Source organism: Acidovorax sp. LjRoot74, from assembly GCF_964254355.1.
GTDB lineage: Bacteria > Pseudomonadota > Gammaproteobacteria > Burkholderiales > Burkholderiaceae_C > Acidovorax.
This window is the reverse complement of the sequence record NZ_CAXUTI020000001.1, coordinates 4,681,190-4,696,466: the sequence shown is the minus strand read 5'-3', so window position 1 is coordinate 4,696,466 and position 15,277 is coordinate 4,681,190. Positions and strand designations below refer to the sequence as shown.

Here is a 15,277-nt window from a genome sequence, read left to right as displayed (position 1 = left end):
CGTAACGACTTGCCAGGCGTGGGTTACAACGCCGGGAGGCCCTAGGTTTGAAGGTTTTTAAGGCCTCTGCGCGCGATGGTAAACACTTTATCGCTATCAAATATGTAGTAAATGAGAAAAAGCCGGTATGGGTGCCGGCTTGTGGTTTGTGCCTGATTTTTCACATTGTCACAAAGCTGCCAGCGGCGCGGGCCGGGCCAGGCGGCTGGCGTGCAGCCAGGCGCGGCGCAGCACCGGGGGCGACCAGGACTCCTCGGGGATCAGCAGCAGGCGTTGCGCGCGCAGTGCACGGCCCAGGGCGATCTGGCTGGTCCAGACCGCCAGAGGAATCGCCAGCGCCAGCGGCAGGCCCACGGGCATCAGCCAGAGCAGGGCGCTGCTGTCGATCAGGGCCACGCCCAGTGCCAGCAGGCCGATCAGCCCGCTCATAGGGGCCAGCTGGCGCACGGCGTGGCGCCAGGGCACGGCATGGGCTTCGCGCGGGGGCGACTTCCATTCCAGCTTCAGCCCGGTCAGCGCGATCAGCACAAACAGCGAATGCGCCAGCATGCGGATGGGGGCCTGCAGGATGGCCAGCACGCTCTCCAGCACGGCGCTCTTGAGCAGACTCAGGGCCCCGCCGTACTCCTTGTGCTCGCGCCGCATGAAGACGGCGGCCACGCCCAGAATGCGGGGCAGGAACAGCAGGCACAGCGTCCAGGCCCACAGCGCCAGCAGCTCGGCGGGCAGGATGTGCCAGTCGGCGACCAGCTTGGCGCCCGACAGCCACAGGGCCGTGCCCAGCGTGAGGAAGGCCAGCCACAGCGGCGCCGAAAGGTAGGCCATGGCGCCGGTGATGAACATGGAGCGGTGCACGGGGTGGATGCCGGGCTCGGCCATCAGGCGCGCGTTCTGCAGGTTGCCCTGGCACCAGCGGCGGTCGCGCTGCAGCTCGGCCAGCAGGTCGGGCGGCTGCTGCTCATAGCTGCCAACCAGGTCGGCCACCAGCCACACGTGGTAGCCCGCGCGGCGCATCAGCGCGGCTTCGACAAAATCGTGCGACATGATGCCGCCCGCCAGGCCGCCCTGGCCCTTGATGGGCGCCAGCGCGCAGTGCTGCATGAACGGCGCCACGCGGATGATGGCGTTGTGGCCCCAGTAGTGCGATTCGCCCAGCTGCCAGTACTGCATGCCCAGCGTGAACAGGCGGCCGGTGACGCGCGACGCAAACTGCTGCGCGCGGGCGTGAAGGGTGACGTGGCCGATGGCCTGCGTGGCGGTCTGGATGATGCCCGCCGTGGGGTTGGCCTCCATCAGCTTGGCCATCGAGACAATGCAGTCGCCGCTCATCACGCTGTCGGCATCCAGCACTACCATGTAGCGGTAGTCCTTGCCCCAGCGGCGGCAAAAATCGGCCACGTTGCCCGCCTTGCGATGGGTGCGGCGCGTGCGCAGGCGGTAGTACACCTGCACCTGGGGCTGCTGGCCGTGCTGGGCCAGGGCGGTGCGCAATGCCTCCCATGCTGCGCGCTCGGCGGTGGCAATGGCGGGGTCGCTGCTGTCGGACAGCACGAACACGTCGAAGCTGGCGCCGTGGCCGGTGGAGGCCACCGACTCGCAGGTGGCGCGCAGCCCGGCAAACACCGTGGCCACATCCTCGTTGCAGATGGGCATGATGATGGCCGTGCGTGCCTCGGGGTCCAGCGCATGCCCCGCCACACTGCGCACGGACAGCGCATGTTTGTCCCCGCGCAGCATCACCCAGAAGCCCATCAGCCCGGTCAGAAAACCGGTGACCACCCAGGCCGACAGCAGCGCAAACAACGCCACCTGCCCGTAGCCCAGCCAGGGGTTGTCATAGTCGGGCTGCACACCCGCAAACAGCACACTGGCCAAGGCCGTGGCCAGCGCGGTGAGCAGTGCAAAAGTCCAGCGGCGGCGTTGTGCCGCCTGTTCCCACGCCTGTGTGGGGCGGTCGGCCTGCGCTGCGCGAGGGGTGCTGCGGCCCTGGCCGGTCAGCCGCAGCAGCAGCGCCGTGCCCAGGCTGTTCCAGAAGCCGCGCCAGGGCAGCGGCACCATGGAGCCTCGGTGCAGCGGAGGGGTGGTGACGGCATGCGGATGCCGTTCTTCGCGCAGGGGGCTGCGGGGCGGATGGGCGGGCACCGGCGGGCTTACTCGGGAAGAATGATGTGCGTCCATGTTTCACTCACAGCGTGGTTGTCGTGTTGGAGAAAAGCGCGCAGCTCGATGGGCCGGTCGGCCTGCTGGCGTTGAATGCGAACCGTCATGCGCCACTGGTCAGTGGCGGGGTTGCGGTAGACGATGTTTTCCAGCAACTGGCCGTTGGCATCGCTGGTCACCACGGCCTTCACCGTGGCGTTTGCAGGCAGGGCGCGGAGTGCCGGGCCGTCGAAATCGACCACGTACTGCACCTGCTGGCGCAGTGCCTCGGCGGGCTGCTTGGAGTAGCCCATGCCGCGCCGCGACTGCGTGGCCCAGGCGCCGGGTGGGCGTTGCTGCTCATCGCCCTGCCAGCTCAGCTCATAGGCAAACTCCAGCGGCTGGCCGGGGGGCGGCATCTGGGCGGGCACCCAGTACGCGACGATGTTGTCGTGTGTTTCGTCGGGGGTGCTCAGCTGCACCAGTTCCACCCGGCCCGCGCCCCAGTCGTGCAGGGGGCGCACCCAGGCGCTGGGGCGGCGTTCGTAGCGTGCCTCGACATCCTCATAGTTCGACCACTGGCGATCGCGCTGCATGAGGCCGAAGCCCTTGGGGTTCTTGGTGGCGAACGAGGTGACCAGCGTCTGCTGGGGGTTCTGCAAGGGGCGCCAGAGCCATTCACCCTCTCCGGTGGCCACCATCAGGCCGTCGGAGTCATGCACCTCGGGGCGGAAGTCGCCCTTGCGGGGCTGGTTCTCGCCAAAAAAGAACATGCTGGTCAGCGGGGCAACGCCCAATGTGGCGATGGGTTTGCCACTGCCGGGGCGCACAAAAATACGGCTGCGCACGGTGGTGGTGGTGCTCGTGCCCGGCTGGATGTCGAAGCGGAACGCACCGGTGGCACGCGCCGAGTCCATCAGCGCATACACCGTGACTTGCGTGGCCGAGGGGTCGGGCCGCACCAGCCAGAACTCGGTGAATCGGGGGAACTCCTCGCCGCTGCCCCCCACGGTGTCGATGGCCAGCCCCCGCGCCGAGAGGCCGTATTGCTGGCCCTTGCCCAAGGCGCGGAAGTAGCTGGCGCCCTGGAAGACGACCAGCTCATCCTTGTAGGCGTTGGAGTTGAGGTGGTTGTGCAGGCGAAAACCCGCAAAGCCCAGGTCGCCCCAGGCCTCGGGGCGTACCTGGTTCTTGCCGTAGTCGAAGTCTGCGCGGCGGTAGCTGAGGTGGCGCACGCCCTGGGGCGTGACCTCGTTGATCAGCACAGGTTCTTGCTGGTACAGGCCCAGATGGAAGAACATGGCTTCGAACGGCAGCTGCTCTGCGCGCCACAGGGCGCGGTCGGGGCGCCAGCGGATGTCGCGCACCTGGTCGTAGTCGAGCCGTGCAAGGTCTGCGGGCAGCTTGTCGCTGGCTGCGCGGTAGGGCTTCTCGGCCCGCTCCCGGGCCAGGCGGGTAAGGCTGTCGAAATCGAAGGCCGGACCCGGTGTCTGTGCCTGGACAGCCCCGGCCAGCAAGGTGGCGGCCAACGCGGCAGCGGCCCACAGGGCGCAGCGAAAGGCGGGTAATCGGTAAGAAAAAACAGCTTGCATGCCGACACTAGGGCAAACCCTGTGCCAGCTCGAAAAAACTGTTCTAAATCAGATGCTTAGGCGGTTATTAGCATGTAAGCATTTGTGCCGGGTGGCGGTGGCCCGCAAAACTCGGACTTTTTGTCGCCACCTGGCGACAGCATCGCTGGTGGCTGTAAAAAAGCGCTTGAAAATCAAGCGCTTACTCTTGTCGCTCATCAGCGACGCCGTCGGGGTCGGCTGCATCGCTCTTGAAGTTTCCGGGCGTGAGCGCGTGTTTTTGCAGCAGCCGGTAGAACTCGGTGCGGTTGCGCTGCGCCAGGCGCGCGGCATCGGCCACGTTGCCATCGGTCATCTTCAGCAGGTCCACCAGATACTCGCGCTCAAAGCGCTGGCGGGCCTCGGCAAAGCTCAGCACCTGGGCCGATGGAATGCGCAGCGCCCGCTGCACCAGCGTCAGCGGCACCAGCGGGGTGGTGGACAAGGCGCACACCTGTTCCACCACGTTGTAGAGCTGGCGCACGTTGCCGGGCCAGGCGGCGGTGGTGAGGGCCTTGAGCGCCTCGGGTGCAAAGCCCGACAGGCGCTTGTCGTACTTGCGGGCCAGCTTGTCCAGAAAGTGGTTGGCGAGCAGCGCAATGTCCTCGCGCCGCTCGCCCAGCGTGGGCAACTGCAGCGTCACCACGTTCAGGCGGTAGTACAGGTCTTCACGGAACTGGCCCGCCGCCATGGCCGCCTCCAGGTCGCGGTGCGTGGCCGAGACGATGCGCACATTGACCTGGATGGACTGGCTCGCGCCCACGGGCCGCACGGCGCGCTCTTGCAGCACGCGCAGCAGCTTGACCTGCAGGGCGGGCGGCATGTCGCCAATCTCGTCCAGCAGCAGCGTGCCGCCCTCGGCCGCCTGGAGCAGGCCCTTGTGGTTGCTCACGGCGTCGGTGAAGGCGCCTTTGACGTGGCCGAACAGTTCGGATTCGAGCAGCGCCTCGGGGATGGCGCCGCAGTTCACCGCCACAAAGGGCTTGCCCGCACGGGGGCTGGCGCGGTGGATGGCCTGGGCCAGCAGCTCTTTGCCCGCGCCGCTGTCGCCCAGCAGCAGCACGCTGGCGTCGGACTGGGCCACCAGGTAGGCCTCGGCCAGCAAGTCGGTCATGCGGGCCGAGCGGCTCACGATGTCGGCGCGCCAGGCCTCGTTGGCATGGGCCTGGTGCGCAGCGGGGGCGCTCAGGGCCAGCGCCTGGGCCACTTTTTCCAGCAGCTCTTTGCCGTCGTAGGGCTTGGTCAGGTAGGTGAAGACGCCCCGCGATGTGGCCTCGACCGCGTCGGGGATGGTGCCGTGCGCCGTGAGCAGAATCACTGGCAGAGAGGGGTGGCGCGCGTGTACCTCGTCAAACAGCGCCAGGCCATCCTTGCCGGGCAGGCGCACGTCGCTCAGCACCAGTTGGGGCCGGGCCACGTCCAGCTGCGCCAGCGCGGCCTCGGCCGAGCCCACGGCCACCACCTCGTGCCCGGCGGCCTTCAGGCGCAGCGACAGCAGGCGCAGCATGTCGGCATCGTCATCCACCACCAGGATGCGGTGGGCGTGGCCATGGGCAGTGGAGTGAGCCGTTGTGGGGCGCGTGGATGCGGTCATGGCGTGGTGCCTCAGGGTTTGGCGGTGCCGTTGCCGTTGCTGCTGCTCGCGCCGCTGGCGGCTGCGCCCGGCGAGGGCGTGGCCGGGGTTGCCGGAGTGGGGCGCGTGGTCAGGCTGCGCTCAATGGCGCGCACGGCCTCCAGGCGCTCACTCAGTTGGTCGTTGCGGCGCTGGGCATCGCGCAGTTGCTGCGCTTGGCGTTCCAGTTGCTCCTCCAGGCGGCGCTGCTGGGTCAGGCGCGCCTCCAGCAGCCGGGCCAGTGGGTGCAGGTCTTGGGCGGCAGGGTTGGCCAGGGTGCGCTGCACCAGGCCTAGGGCGCGGGCGGTGTCCACGGGCTGGCGGGTTTGGGCCAGCACCAGCGCCAGGCGCAGGGCGCGCGATGGCTTACTCTCGTCCAGCTCCGACAGGCGGGCCGTCTCACGCGCCAGGTCGGCAGTGCTGGCGCCCAGGGTGCGGTCGGCATAGGCCAGGGTGTCGCGCAGCAGGTCTTTGGGCGGCGTAGTGGGCTCGTCGCTTTCAGCGGCCAGTGGTGTGAGCTGGGCCATGGTGGGCACTGCTGATGCTTCTGCCGCGTGGGGAGTGGTCACTGGGGCCGCATCTGGCTGCGCGGGCGCCGTGGCGCAGCCTGCCAGCAAAGCCGTGCACACGCACAAGGCTGCGCACAGGCGCCAGGAAGTCGCCTGCGCAGGGCCGTAAGTCGGCAGGGCTTGGGGTTCAGTAAACATCAGGCAATTCGATTCGGAAAAATGAGCGGGGGGTATCGCCTGGCATCTGCAGCACCTGCACCCGTCCGCCGTGGGCGTGGATGTATTCCTGCACGATGGACAGCCCAATGCCGGTGCCGCGCACCGCGTTTTCGGGCTGGCGCTCGCCCCGATAAAAAGGTTCAAACACGTGGGCCCGATCATCGGGGGCCACGCCGGGGCCTTCGTCGGTCACATCCACCCGCACCTGGCCGTGCACGCGCGACACAGCCAGGCGGACGGTGCCTTGTTCGGGCGAAAAGCGGATGGCGTTGGACAACAGGTTGCTCACCGCCGAGGTGATTTTCTCTGCATCCAGCAGCAGCACGGTGCGCTCGCCGCTCACCTCCACCCGCAGGCTGCGGGCCTGCCATTGCAGGCGCTGGGCTTCGACCAGGTCCTCCAGCAGGGCGACCAGATCGGTCTCGCGCCGCTGCAACTGGCGGGCCTCGAAGGCGGCGGCGTTAAAGCGCAGCAGCGCCTCGATCTCGCTTTGCAGCACCAGAGTGTTCTGGTGCAGGATTTGCGTCACTTCTTTTTGGCCCTCGCTCAGCGCGCCGGTCACGCCGTCTTGCAGCAGGGCCACGCCTTCGCGCAGTGCGGCCAGCGGGGTTTTGAGCTCGTGCGAGACATGGCGCAAAAAGCGCGCCTTGTCGGCGTCCAGCTCCAGAAGCCGCAGGCGCAGCCACTCCAGTTGCTGGCCCACGCGGCGCACGTCGGCGGGGCCGGTGATGGCCACGGGTTGTTCCAGCTGGTTCTCGCCCAGGCGGCGAATGGCGCGTTCGAGCCGCTTGAAGGGGCGGGCCAGCCAGATGCCCAGCCACAGCGCCAGCACCAGCGCCAGCACAATCGCGCCCACCAGTTGGTGCATCACCGTGCTGCGGCTGGCGTCTACCCGCGCTTGCAGTTCGCTCGCCTGGCGGGCATTGAGCTCTTGCACCGACTGCGTGATGGCCGCGTGCAGCGTGTCGAGCGCCACAAACTCTTCTGCCACGCTGCGTTCGTTCTCTAGCGACTGCCAGGGCGGTGCGCGCAGCAAATCGCGCACGGCTTGCATGCGCGCTTGCCACTGCTGGGCCTGCGCGGGCGGCAGGCCCGCCTCGCTCAGTTGGCGCACGATGCCCTGGGCATCGGTGGCCAGGTCATCAAAGCTTTGGCGCAGCAGGGGGTCGTTCAGCACCAGCGATTGCCGGGCCGAGCGCTCCATGGCCTGGCCACGCTGGTTCAGCGCCTGGGCCGCCACGTTCAGCGCGGCCGCCTGGGCGGCGCTGGCCTGGCTTTGGCCCATCAGCGCTTCCAGCGTGAAGACCGCCCGCAGGGCGCTGGCGCCCAGCACCCCGGCAATCAGCAAGAAGGCGAGCAGCAGCAGTTGCTGAAACGATGGGCCGTGCGGGCGAGCCTGTGGGGGGCTCGTGGGGTGTGGGGCCATGCGCCGGGTAGGAGGTCAGGCGGTGAGGGCGGCGCCCTCGCGCACCAGCACTTCGCCGCGCAGGGTGTAGGCCTTGGCTTCGGTGATGGTCACATCCACCATCTGGCCCACCAGGCGGGGCTGGCCCACAAAGTTGACCACGCGGTTGCACTCGGTGCGGCCCATCAGCTCGGTGGCGTCGCGCTTGGAGGCGCCTTCCACCAGGATGCGCTGCACCGTGCCCACGCGGCTTTCGCTGATGGACTTGATGTTGGCGTTGATGACGCCCTGCAGGTGCTGCAGGCGGCGCAGCTTCACGTCGTGCGGTGTGTCGTCGTGCAGTCCCGCAGCAGGCGTGCCAGGGCGGGGGCTGAAGATGAAGCTGAAGCTGTTGTCGAAGTGGATGTCGTCGATCAGCTTCATCATCTTGTTGAAGTCGTCTTCCGTCTCGCCGGGGAAGCCCACGATGAAGTCGCTGCTCATCGCCAGGTCGGGGCGGATGGCGCGCAGCTTGCGCACCGTGCTCTTGTATTCCATGGCGGTGTAGCCGCGCTTCATGGCCATCAAAATGCGGTCGCTGCCGTGCTGCACGGGCAGATGCAGGTGGCTGGCCAGCTTGGGCAGCTTGGCATAGGCCTCGATCAATCGGGGCGTGAACTCGTTGGGGTGGCTGGTGGTGTAGCGAATGCGCTCGATGCCGGGGATGTCCGACACGTATTCGAGCAGCAGCGCAAAGTCGGCAATCTCGGCCGTGCCACCCATCTTGCCCAGGTAGGCGTTCACGTTCTGGCCCAGCAGGGTGATTTCCTTCACACCCTGGTCGGCCAGGCCCGCCACTTCGACCAGCACATCGTCAAACGGGCGGCTGACTTCCTCTCCGCGGGTGTAGGGCACCACGCAGTAGCTGCAGTATTTGCTGCAGCCTTCCATGATTGACACAAAGGCCGAGGCACCTTCGACGCGCGCGGGCGGCAGGTGGTCGAACTTTTCAATCTCGGGGAAGCTGATGTCCACCTGCGGCTTGTCCAGGCGCTCACGCTGGTTCAGCATCTCGGGCAGGCGGTGCAGGGTTTGCGGGCCAAACACCACGTCCACATAGGGGGCGCGCTTGATGATCTCGGCGCCTTCCTGGCTGGCCACGCAGCCGCCCACGCCAATCTTCACGCCGCGTGCCTTCAGGTGCTTGATGCGGCCCAGGTCGCTGAAGACCTTCTCTTGCGCTTTCTCGCGCACCGAACAGGTGTTGAAGAGGATGAGGTCGGCCTCGTCCACGTTCTGCGTGGGCTCGTAGCCTTGGGCGGCGTTGAGCACGTCGGCCATCTTGTCCGAGTCGTACTCGTTCATCTGGCAGCCGAAGGTTTTGATAAAGACTTTTTTAGCCATGGCAATGTCGCAAATAGCAAATGGTCACCGCCGCCAGCAGGGCGCGGAGAGGGGCTGTGGAGGTCGCAAGGGCGTGGCCGCCAAGGCCGCACCCGCAGGAATTACTTCAGAACGGCGCCAGAGCCCGTCGTGATATTGCTGGTTGTGGCGGTGTCGCTGCCCTTGCGGGGCTGCGCCGCCTCGGGCTCGGTCAGGATCCAGGCCGCGTGCAGCATGCCGGTGCTGGCTTCCAGCACGTAGTTGACCTTGAAGGTCTGGCCCAGCACCGTGTGTGCCATGACCAGGGTGTTCTGGGGGCTGAACAGCCGCATCCCGGGCGCCATGCGGATGGATTTGCCATTGAGCACGGCCTCGGCGGTGGTCGAGAGGGTCAAGGTGCCGCGCAGTGCAGCTTCCGGGAAGGGGCGGTTCATGCCTAGCCCGGGTTCCACCTGGGCGACCGCAGGCTTGGCTGCTGACAGTAAGCCGCAGCAGGCCAAGGCTGCGAGCCATGCATGCCGATGGCGGTAGATCGGAGGAGAGACGGGGGAATTGCAGCGGTTCATGGTTTACATCCAGGGGCTGAAGTCACGATTTTAGGGGGGGCTGTTGGCACGGGAACCCACAGACGGTCTGTTGGGCCTTTAAGACAGGCGCCTCAAAGAAAAAACCCACAGTGAGTTGCCGCACTGTGGGTTTCTATATGGTGGTCGTAGGTGGACTTGAACCACCGACATCAGCATTATGAATGCTGCGCTCTAACCAACTGAGCTATACGACCGTAGACCAAGATTATAGAACAAAAATTATTGGTGTGTGAAGTTGGCTGCGCGTTTGTTCATGAACGCATCCATGCCTTCCTTCTGGTCCTGGGTGGCAAACAGCGCGTGGAAGAGGCGGCGCTCGAACATCACGCCGTCCGACAGCGTACCTTCGAACGCCCGGTTCACGGATTCCTTGGCGGCCATCACGGCCAGCTGGGAGAAGCCCGCCACGATGATGGCGGCGCCCAGGGCCTCGTCCATAAGCTTGTCGTAAGGAACCACGCGGCTGACCAGGCCTGCGCGCTCGGCTTCGGCCGCATCCATCATGCGGCCCGTCAGCGCCATGTCCATGGCCTTGGACTTGCCCACAGCGCGGGGCAGACGCTGCGTACCGCCAGCGCCGGGAATCACGCCCAGCTTGATTTCAGGCTGGCCGAACCGGGCGTTGTCAGCCGCAATGATGAAGTCGCACATCATGGCCAGCTCGCAGCCACCGCCCAGCGCAAAGCCGCTCACGGCGGCGATCACGGGCTTGCGGATCGAGCGGATCGTCTCCCAGTTGCGCGTGATGTAGTCACCCTTGTAGGTGTCGGCAAAGCTGTACTTGGCCATCGCGCCGATGTCGGCGCCGGCTGCAAAGGCTTTTTCGCTGCCCGTAACGATCATGCAGCCGATGTTGTCGTCCGCGTCAAAGGCCTTGAGGGCCGCGCCCAGCTCGTTCATCAACTGGTCGTTCAGCGCGTTGAGCTGCTTGGGGCGGTTCAGCGTGATGACGCCGACCTTGTCCGCTTCAATGCGGACTTCGATGGTTTCGTAGGCCATGAAATCTCCTGAGTGTGTGGTTTGTTATGTCAGCGCAGGGAATATACCCAACCCGGGCCGGGCCCGCGTGCGGGCGCGCAGGCCGTCAGGCCAGCCAGCGGCCCAGCGCTGCTGGGTCGGTGGGAGTCAGGCTGATGGTGTCTGCCGCAGGCCGTGCCAGCTGCGCGGGGGCAGTTTTGCTGCGCGCCTTGGCCGTGGCGGTCGCACCCGCCTTGCCGCCAGCGGTCAAGGGCAATGCCAGGGTCAGCCGCAGCAGGCGCCCGTCCCGGGCCACGATGGCGGTCAAGGCCGTCTCGGTGCCCGCGTAGAACGTGACGTCATCGAGTTTGCTGATGCGCCAGCCTTGTCCTTGCACCTCCAGGCCCAGCCACTCGTCGCCTGCCGCCATGCCTGCCTTTTCGGCGGCGCCGCCGCGCAATACCGCCTTGATCTGCACGCTGTGGTTCTCTGCCACGCGCAGGCCCAGGCGCTGCGCCAGTTGGGGCGCCTCGGCTTTGAGCGTCACGCCGTGTGTGGCCAGCAGATCGGCCAGCGGCAACTCGGAAGTGCTGTGCACCCATTGCGCCAGCTCCGAGTCGAAGGAGCGGTCCGCCAGTTGTGCCAGCACCGTGCGCAGGTCGGTCTCGGTCATCGGGCCACCTGCTGTGCGGGCCCACAGGGCACGCATCACGGCGTCAAGGGTGGTTTTACCTTCGCGGCGCAGGGCAAGGTCCAGGCACAGGGCCACCAGCGAGCCTTTGGTGTAGTAGCTCACCGTGGCATTGGGGGTGTTTTCGTCCTGGCGGTAGTACTTGACCCAGGCGTCAAAGCTGGCTTGCGCCACGGTTTGCACAGTCCGTCCGGGGGTCTGCAGCACCTGGTTGATGGTCTTGGTGATGAGTTTGAGGTAGGTCGCGTCATCGATCAGCCCGGCGCGGCGCAGCAGCAGGTCATCGTAGTAGCTGGTGAAACCTTCGAAGAACCACAGCAGCTCGGTGTAGTTCTCCCGGGTGTAGTCGTAGGTGGCGAATTCGGCGGGGCGCAGGCGCTTGACGTTCCAGGTGTGGAAATACTCGTGGCTGATGAGTCCCAGCAGTGTGGTGTAGCCCTCACTGGCCCGGGGCTCGCCCTGTCGGGGGAGGTCGCGGCGGCCACAGATCAGGGCCGTGGAGTTGCGGTGCTCCAGCCCGCCGTAGCCATCGGCCACGGCATTGAGCATGAACAGGTAACGCTTAAACGGAGCCTTGCCCTCGGCGCCATGCCAGAAGCGGATGGCGGTCTCGCAGATCTTCTGGGTGTCGGCCAGCAACCGTTTGCCGTCAAAGGAAGGGGCTGCACCGGCCACCACAAACTGGTGGGGCACACCACAGGCCTTGAAGCGGCCCACCCAGAATGGGCCCAGTTCCACAGGGCAGTCCACAAGTTCGTCGTAGTCGGCCGCGCCGTACAGGCCGAAGCCCTGCTTGTCGGTAGCCAGGGCCTGGAGCCCCGTCGCAACGGACCATTGCGCGGTGGCGGAGGTGCTGACCATGTCCAGGGTGTGGCGCAGTTTCTCCTGGCCATGCACCAGCAGGCACAGGCTGGTGCCGTTGAAAAAGCCGCGCGTGGCATCCAGCCATGCCGTGCGCACCGAGCTGTCGTAGGCGCAGACGGTGTAGGTCAGTTCCAGGGGCTTGCCCGGCGTGCATGCAATTTGCCAGCAGTGTTTGTCGAGCTGGGTCAGCGGAAGCGCTCGTTTGCCCTGCCGTGCGGCCAGTTCTTGCAGGTTTTTCGAGAACTCGCGCACCAGATAGCTGCCAGGTATCCAGACTGGCAGGGACACCTCCTGCACCTCCGCCGGGCGGGCAATCGTCAGCGACACCGTGAACAGGTGCGCATGCAGGTTGGACGGCTCGACGCGGTAGTGAACGTCTGCGGGCTGGGCGGCACGTGGGGAGGGCATGGGCACTGGCGGGAGGGGCTGGGGCTGAGGTGGTGCGCGTGCGGGTCAGTTCGTGCCAGCGGTCTCGCTGCTGGCTTCTGCCAGGCGTTTTTCCACTTCTTGCGTGCCGATGGCGCCGGGCACGCGGGAGCCATTGGCAAAGATCAGCGTCGGCGTACCAGTGATCTTGTGTTTCTTGCCGAACATAAGGTTGCGCTGCAGGGCGCTGGTGTCACAACTGGCCGAGGCGACGGGCTTGTCACGCACCATCATGTCCTGCCAGGCACCTGCCTGGTCTTTCGAGCACCAGATGTTGCGAGATTTTTCGGCAGAGTCGGGGCTCAGGATGGGATAGAGGAACAGGTACACCGTGACGTTGTCCACCTTCTGCATGTCGCGTTCGAAGCGCTTGCAGTAGCCGCAGTTGGGGTCTTCGAAGACCGCCACCTTGCGCTTGCCGTCGCCACGCACGATGGTGAACGCATCCTTGAGCGGCAGCGCCGAGAAATCGACCGCAGTGAGCTTGGCGATACGGTCTTCCGTCAGATTGCGGCGGGCCTTGGCATCGATCAACTCACCCTGGATCACGTAGTTGCCCTTGGCGTCGGTGTAGAACAGGTCGGTGCCGATGCGCACTTCGAACAGTCCCGCCATGGGCGTGGGCCGGACCTCGTCAATTTTGTCCATCTGGGGGATGCGTTCGGCCAATGCCTTGCGGATGGCGGCCTCCTGCGCGGTCGCGCTCAGGCTCAAGGTCATGGCGGCGATGGCCAGCAGGCTGGTGGTCAGTTTCATGGTGTTCTCGTTCAATCAATACATTTGGTGCACAGGGCGCCGGGGCGCGTTCTCAGCGCATTCCCATGGCCCTGCGGGCCACGAAATCCTTCAGCGGGCCGCTGCTTTCAAAGCCCTTCATGCCCCAGTTACGCAGCGCCTGCCAGGGGGCTTCCTGGCGGGCAAACAATTGCTGCAGCCCGTCCGTGGCCAAACCCATCGGCAGCAGGGCCGCCTTGCGCTCGCGTTCGTAGCGCCGCAGCAGGCGCTGATCAGCCACGCTGCGCCAGTAGTCGCGCGTGCGCAGTACTTCAGCCAGGGCCTGCACGTCGGCCAGTCCCAGGTTGAGCCCTTGTCCGGCCAGGGGATGCACGTTGTGGGCGGCATCGCCTGCCAGCACCCAGCTGCGGGGGCTGGCGCCTGCTGCGGGTGTGCTGCCACACCAGCGGTCGGCTTTGGCCAGCTGCAAAGGCCAGGTGGCACGGTCTGCGCACAGGGTCAGTGTGCCCAGCGCCTGCTGGCTGGCGGTTTGCAGCGCCTGGGTGAACGCCTCGGGCGGCAGGGCCATCAAGGAAGTGACCTGCTCCTGCTGAACGGACCACACAACGGCCACAGAGTTCCCTGCGGGTCCGCCCAAAGGCAAAAAAGCCAGGATGCCATCGGGCAAGAACCATTGGCGCGCCACTTGGCCGTGGGGGTGTTCGCAGCGCACGCGGGTGGCAATGGCATGCTGGGCGTAGGGCGTGATATCAAAACGGGCACCGAACTCTGCCCGCGTGCTGCTGGCACGGCCCTCACAAACCACGGTCAGTGGCGCGGCCACCGGGGCGTCCATCACCTCGACTTGGGGTTGGAAGCGCACGGCCTCGGCAAGGCGGGCCTCAAGGGCGGGCACATCCACGATCCAGGCCAGTGCGGCCACGCCCTGCGGCTCCGCGTCAAACACCACGGCTCCGCCCTGGTCTCCTTGCACCTGCATTTGTCGCACCGCCGTCGCGTGTTCGGCATCCGGCCAGCTTCGCAGGGATTCGAGCAACTGGCGCGAAGCGGTGTTCAAGGCGTAGGCCCGCACATCGGTCGCTGCGGTGCTGGAGGGGGCGGGTGCAGGCACCAGGGCCACTTTCAGCCGCTCTCGCGCCATAAGCAAAGCCAGGGTCTTGCCCACAATCCCGGCACCGCGAATACAGATATCAAAGGTTTGGGCCATGCCAGCCATTGTAGGAGGGCAAAATTGGGGCCCCAGCCCTGTCGCCTAATTCCTGAGGAGTACCCTGGCGTGAGTTTCAACCCCGATTCCGATCTGTCCGGCACCATCGCGCGGCTGTTTGTGTACCCCATCAAATCCTGTGCCGGTATCGAGGTGCAGGAAGCCCTGCTCACGGAGACTGGGCTGGACCTGGACCGTGCCTGGATGGTGGTGGATGCCGACGGCATGTTCCTGACCCAGCGTGCTCTGCCCCGCATGGCGCTGATCCGGCCCCAGCTCAAGAGCGACGAGATGGTGCTGCGGGCACCCGGCATGCTGGCCTTGCATGTGGCGATTGATGCGGTGGAGACCCCTGCCACCGTGACCGTGTGGCGCGATACCGTGCCCGCCTGGGACATGGGGGCCGTCGCCGCCCAGTGGTTCACGGACTTCCTGGGGCAGCCCTGCCGATTGGTGCGGTTTGACCCCGAACACCGGCGTTTGTCCAGCCTGAACTGGACGGGCGGCGTGGAGGTACCCAACCAGTTTGCCGATGGTTTTCCCATCCTGGTGGCCAGCGAGGCCTCGATGGAAGAACTCAATGGGCGGCTGGCCGCTGCAGGCCATGCCCCGGTGGGCATCGAGCGCTTTCGGCCCAATGTGGTGCTGGCGGGTGTCGATGCCCACGACGAGGACCGGGTGGACCTGGTGCACGTGGATGGCGGTGCGGACGGCGAGATCCACCTGCAGCCAGTCAAGCCCTGTGAACGCTGCCCCATCCCCGACATTGACCCGGCCACGGCGGCATCCAGCCCAGAGGTCGGTGACACCCTGCGCACTTACCGCCAGGACCGGCGCGTGGATGGCGCCATCACCTTTGGCATGAACGCCATCGTGCGCCAGGGGGCGGGCCAGATGCTGCGTGTGGGGCAGCGTGTGGCGGCAGATTTGCGGTTCGAATGACGCGGTAACCCG

12 protein-coding genes and 1 tRNA gene are annotated in these 15,277 nt (G+C 66.2%); 1 reads left to right on the top strand and 12 read right to left on the bottom strand.

Annotated elements, in window-relative coordinates; translation table 11 throughout:
* Positions 1 to 168: 168 nt before the first annotated feature.
* From mdoH to ACSQ3O_RS22285, 12 genes are all read right to left on the bottom strand, one after another.
* A complete protein-coding gene (gene mdoH / locus ACSQ3O_RS22340; RefSeq protein WP_436140523.1) occupies positions 169 to 2,178 on the bottom strand; it encodes a glucans biosynthesis glucosyltransferase MdoH in 2,010 nt (669 codons plus the stop codon).
* Positions 2,151 to 3,731, bottom strand: a complete 1,581-nt coding sequence (locus ACSQ3O_RS22335) for a glucan biosynthesis protein G (protein WP_436140522.1) — start codon at positions 3,729 to 3,731, stop codon at positions 2,151 to 2,153. The genes mdoH and ACSQ3O_RS22335 overlap by 28 nt, the downstream gene beginning before the upstream one ends.
* A 181-nt stretch (positions 3,732 to 3,912) precedes the next feature.
* On the bottom strand, positions 3,913 to 5,343 hold the full coding sequence (locus ACSQ3O_RS22330) for a sigma 54-interacting transcriptional regulator (protein ID WP_436140521.1): 1,431 nt from the start codon (positions 5,341 to 5,343) through the stop codon (positions 3,913 to 3,915).
* An 11-nt stretch (positions 5,344 to 5,354) separates the two neighbouring features.
* Positions 5,355 to 6,068 (bottom strand): hypothetical protein, encoded by a 714-nt coding sequence (locus tag ACSQ3O_RS22325; protein WP_436140520.1) that lies wholly within the window; start codon positions 6,066 to 6,068, stop codon positions 5,355 to 5,357.
* Positions 6,058 to 7,515 carry a sensor histidine kinase gene (locus tag ACSQ3O_RS22320; protein WP_436140519.1) on the bottom strand — a complete coding sequence of 486 codons (1,458 nt, stop codon included), beginning with the start codon at positions 7,513 to 7,515 and terminating at the stop codon, positions 6,058 to 6,060. Before ACSQ3O_RS22320 ends, ACSQ3O_RS22325 begins: the two co-directional genes overlap by 11 nt.
* Before the next feature lie 15 nt (positions 7,516 to 7,530).
* On the bottom strand, positions 7,531 to 8,877 hold the full coding sequence (miaB, locus tag ACSQ3O_RS22315) for a tRNA (N6-isopentenyl adenosine(37)-C2)-methylthiotransferase MiaB (protein WP_099740268.1): 1,347 nt from the start codon (positions 8,875 to 8,877) through the stop codon (positions 7,531 to 7,533).
* A gap of 101 nt (positions 8,878 to 8,978) precedes the next feature.
* The gene (locus ACSQ3O_RS22310; protein ID WP_436140518.1) at positions 8,979 to 9,422 is read right to left on the bottom strand and encodes a hypothetical protein; all 444 of its coding nucleotides are present in this window, start codon (positions 9,420 to 9,422) and stop codon (positions 8,979 to 8,981) included.
* Between the two features lie 138 nt (positions 9,423 to 9,560).
* Positions 9,561 to 9,637, bottom strand: a tRNA-Met gene (locus ACSQ3O_RS22305).
* A 25-nt stretch (positions 9,638 to 9,662) separates the two neighbouring features.
* Positions 9,663 to 10,442 carry an enoyl-CoA hydratase gene (locus ACSQ3O_RS22300; RefSeq protein WP_137745848.1) on the bottom strand — a complete coding sequence of 260 codons (780 nt, stop codon included), beginning with the start codon at positions 10,440 to 10,442 and terminating at the stop codon, positions 9,663 to 9,665.
* An 85-nt stretch (positions 10,443 to 10,527) separates the two neighbouring features.
* Positions 10,528 to 12,363 carry a M61 family metallopeptidase gene (locus tag ACSQ3O_RS22295; RefSeq protein WP_436140517.1) on the bottom strand — a complete coding sequence of 612 codons (1,836 nt, stop codon included), beginning with the start codon at positions 12,361 to 12,363 and terminating at the stop codon, positions 10,528 to 10,530.
* A 45-nt stretch (positions 12,364 to 12,408) separates the two neighbouring features.
* On the bottom strand, positions 12,409 to 13,137 hold the full coding sequence (locus tag ACSQ3O_RS22290) for a DsbC family protein (RefSeq protein WP_137745850.1): 729 nt from the start codon (positions 13,135 to 13,137) through the stop codon (positions 12,409 to 12,411).
* Positions 13,138 to 13,189: 52 nt separating this feature from the next.
* Positions 13,190 to 14,323, bottom strand: a complete 1,134-nt coding sequence (locus tag ACSQ3O_RS22285; RefSeq protein ID WP_436140516.1) for an FAD-dependent monooxygenase — start codon at positions 14,321 to 14,323, stop codon at positions 13,190 to 13,192.
* Between the two features lie 69 nt (positions 14,324 to 14,392).
* Between ACSQ3O_RS22285 and ACSQ3O_RS22280 the strand changes: the two genes are divergently transcribed.
* A complete protein-coding gene (locus ACSQ3O_RS22280) occupies positions 14,393 to 15,265 on the top strand; it encodes an MOSC domain-containing protein (RefSeq protein WP_436140515.1) in 873 nt (290 codons plus the stop codon).
* The last annotated feature ends 12 nt before the right edge of the window (positions 15,266 to 15,277 follow it).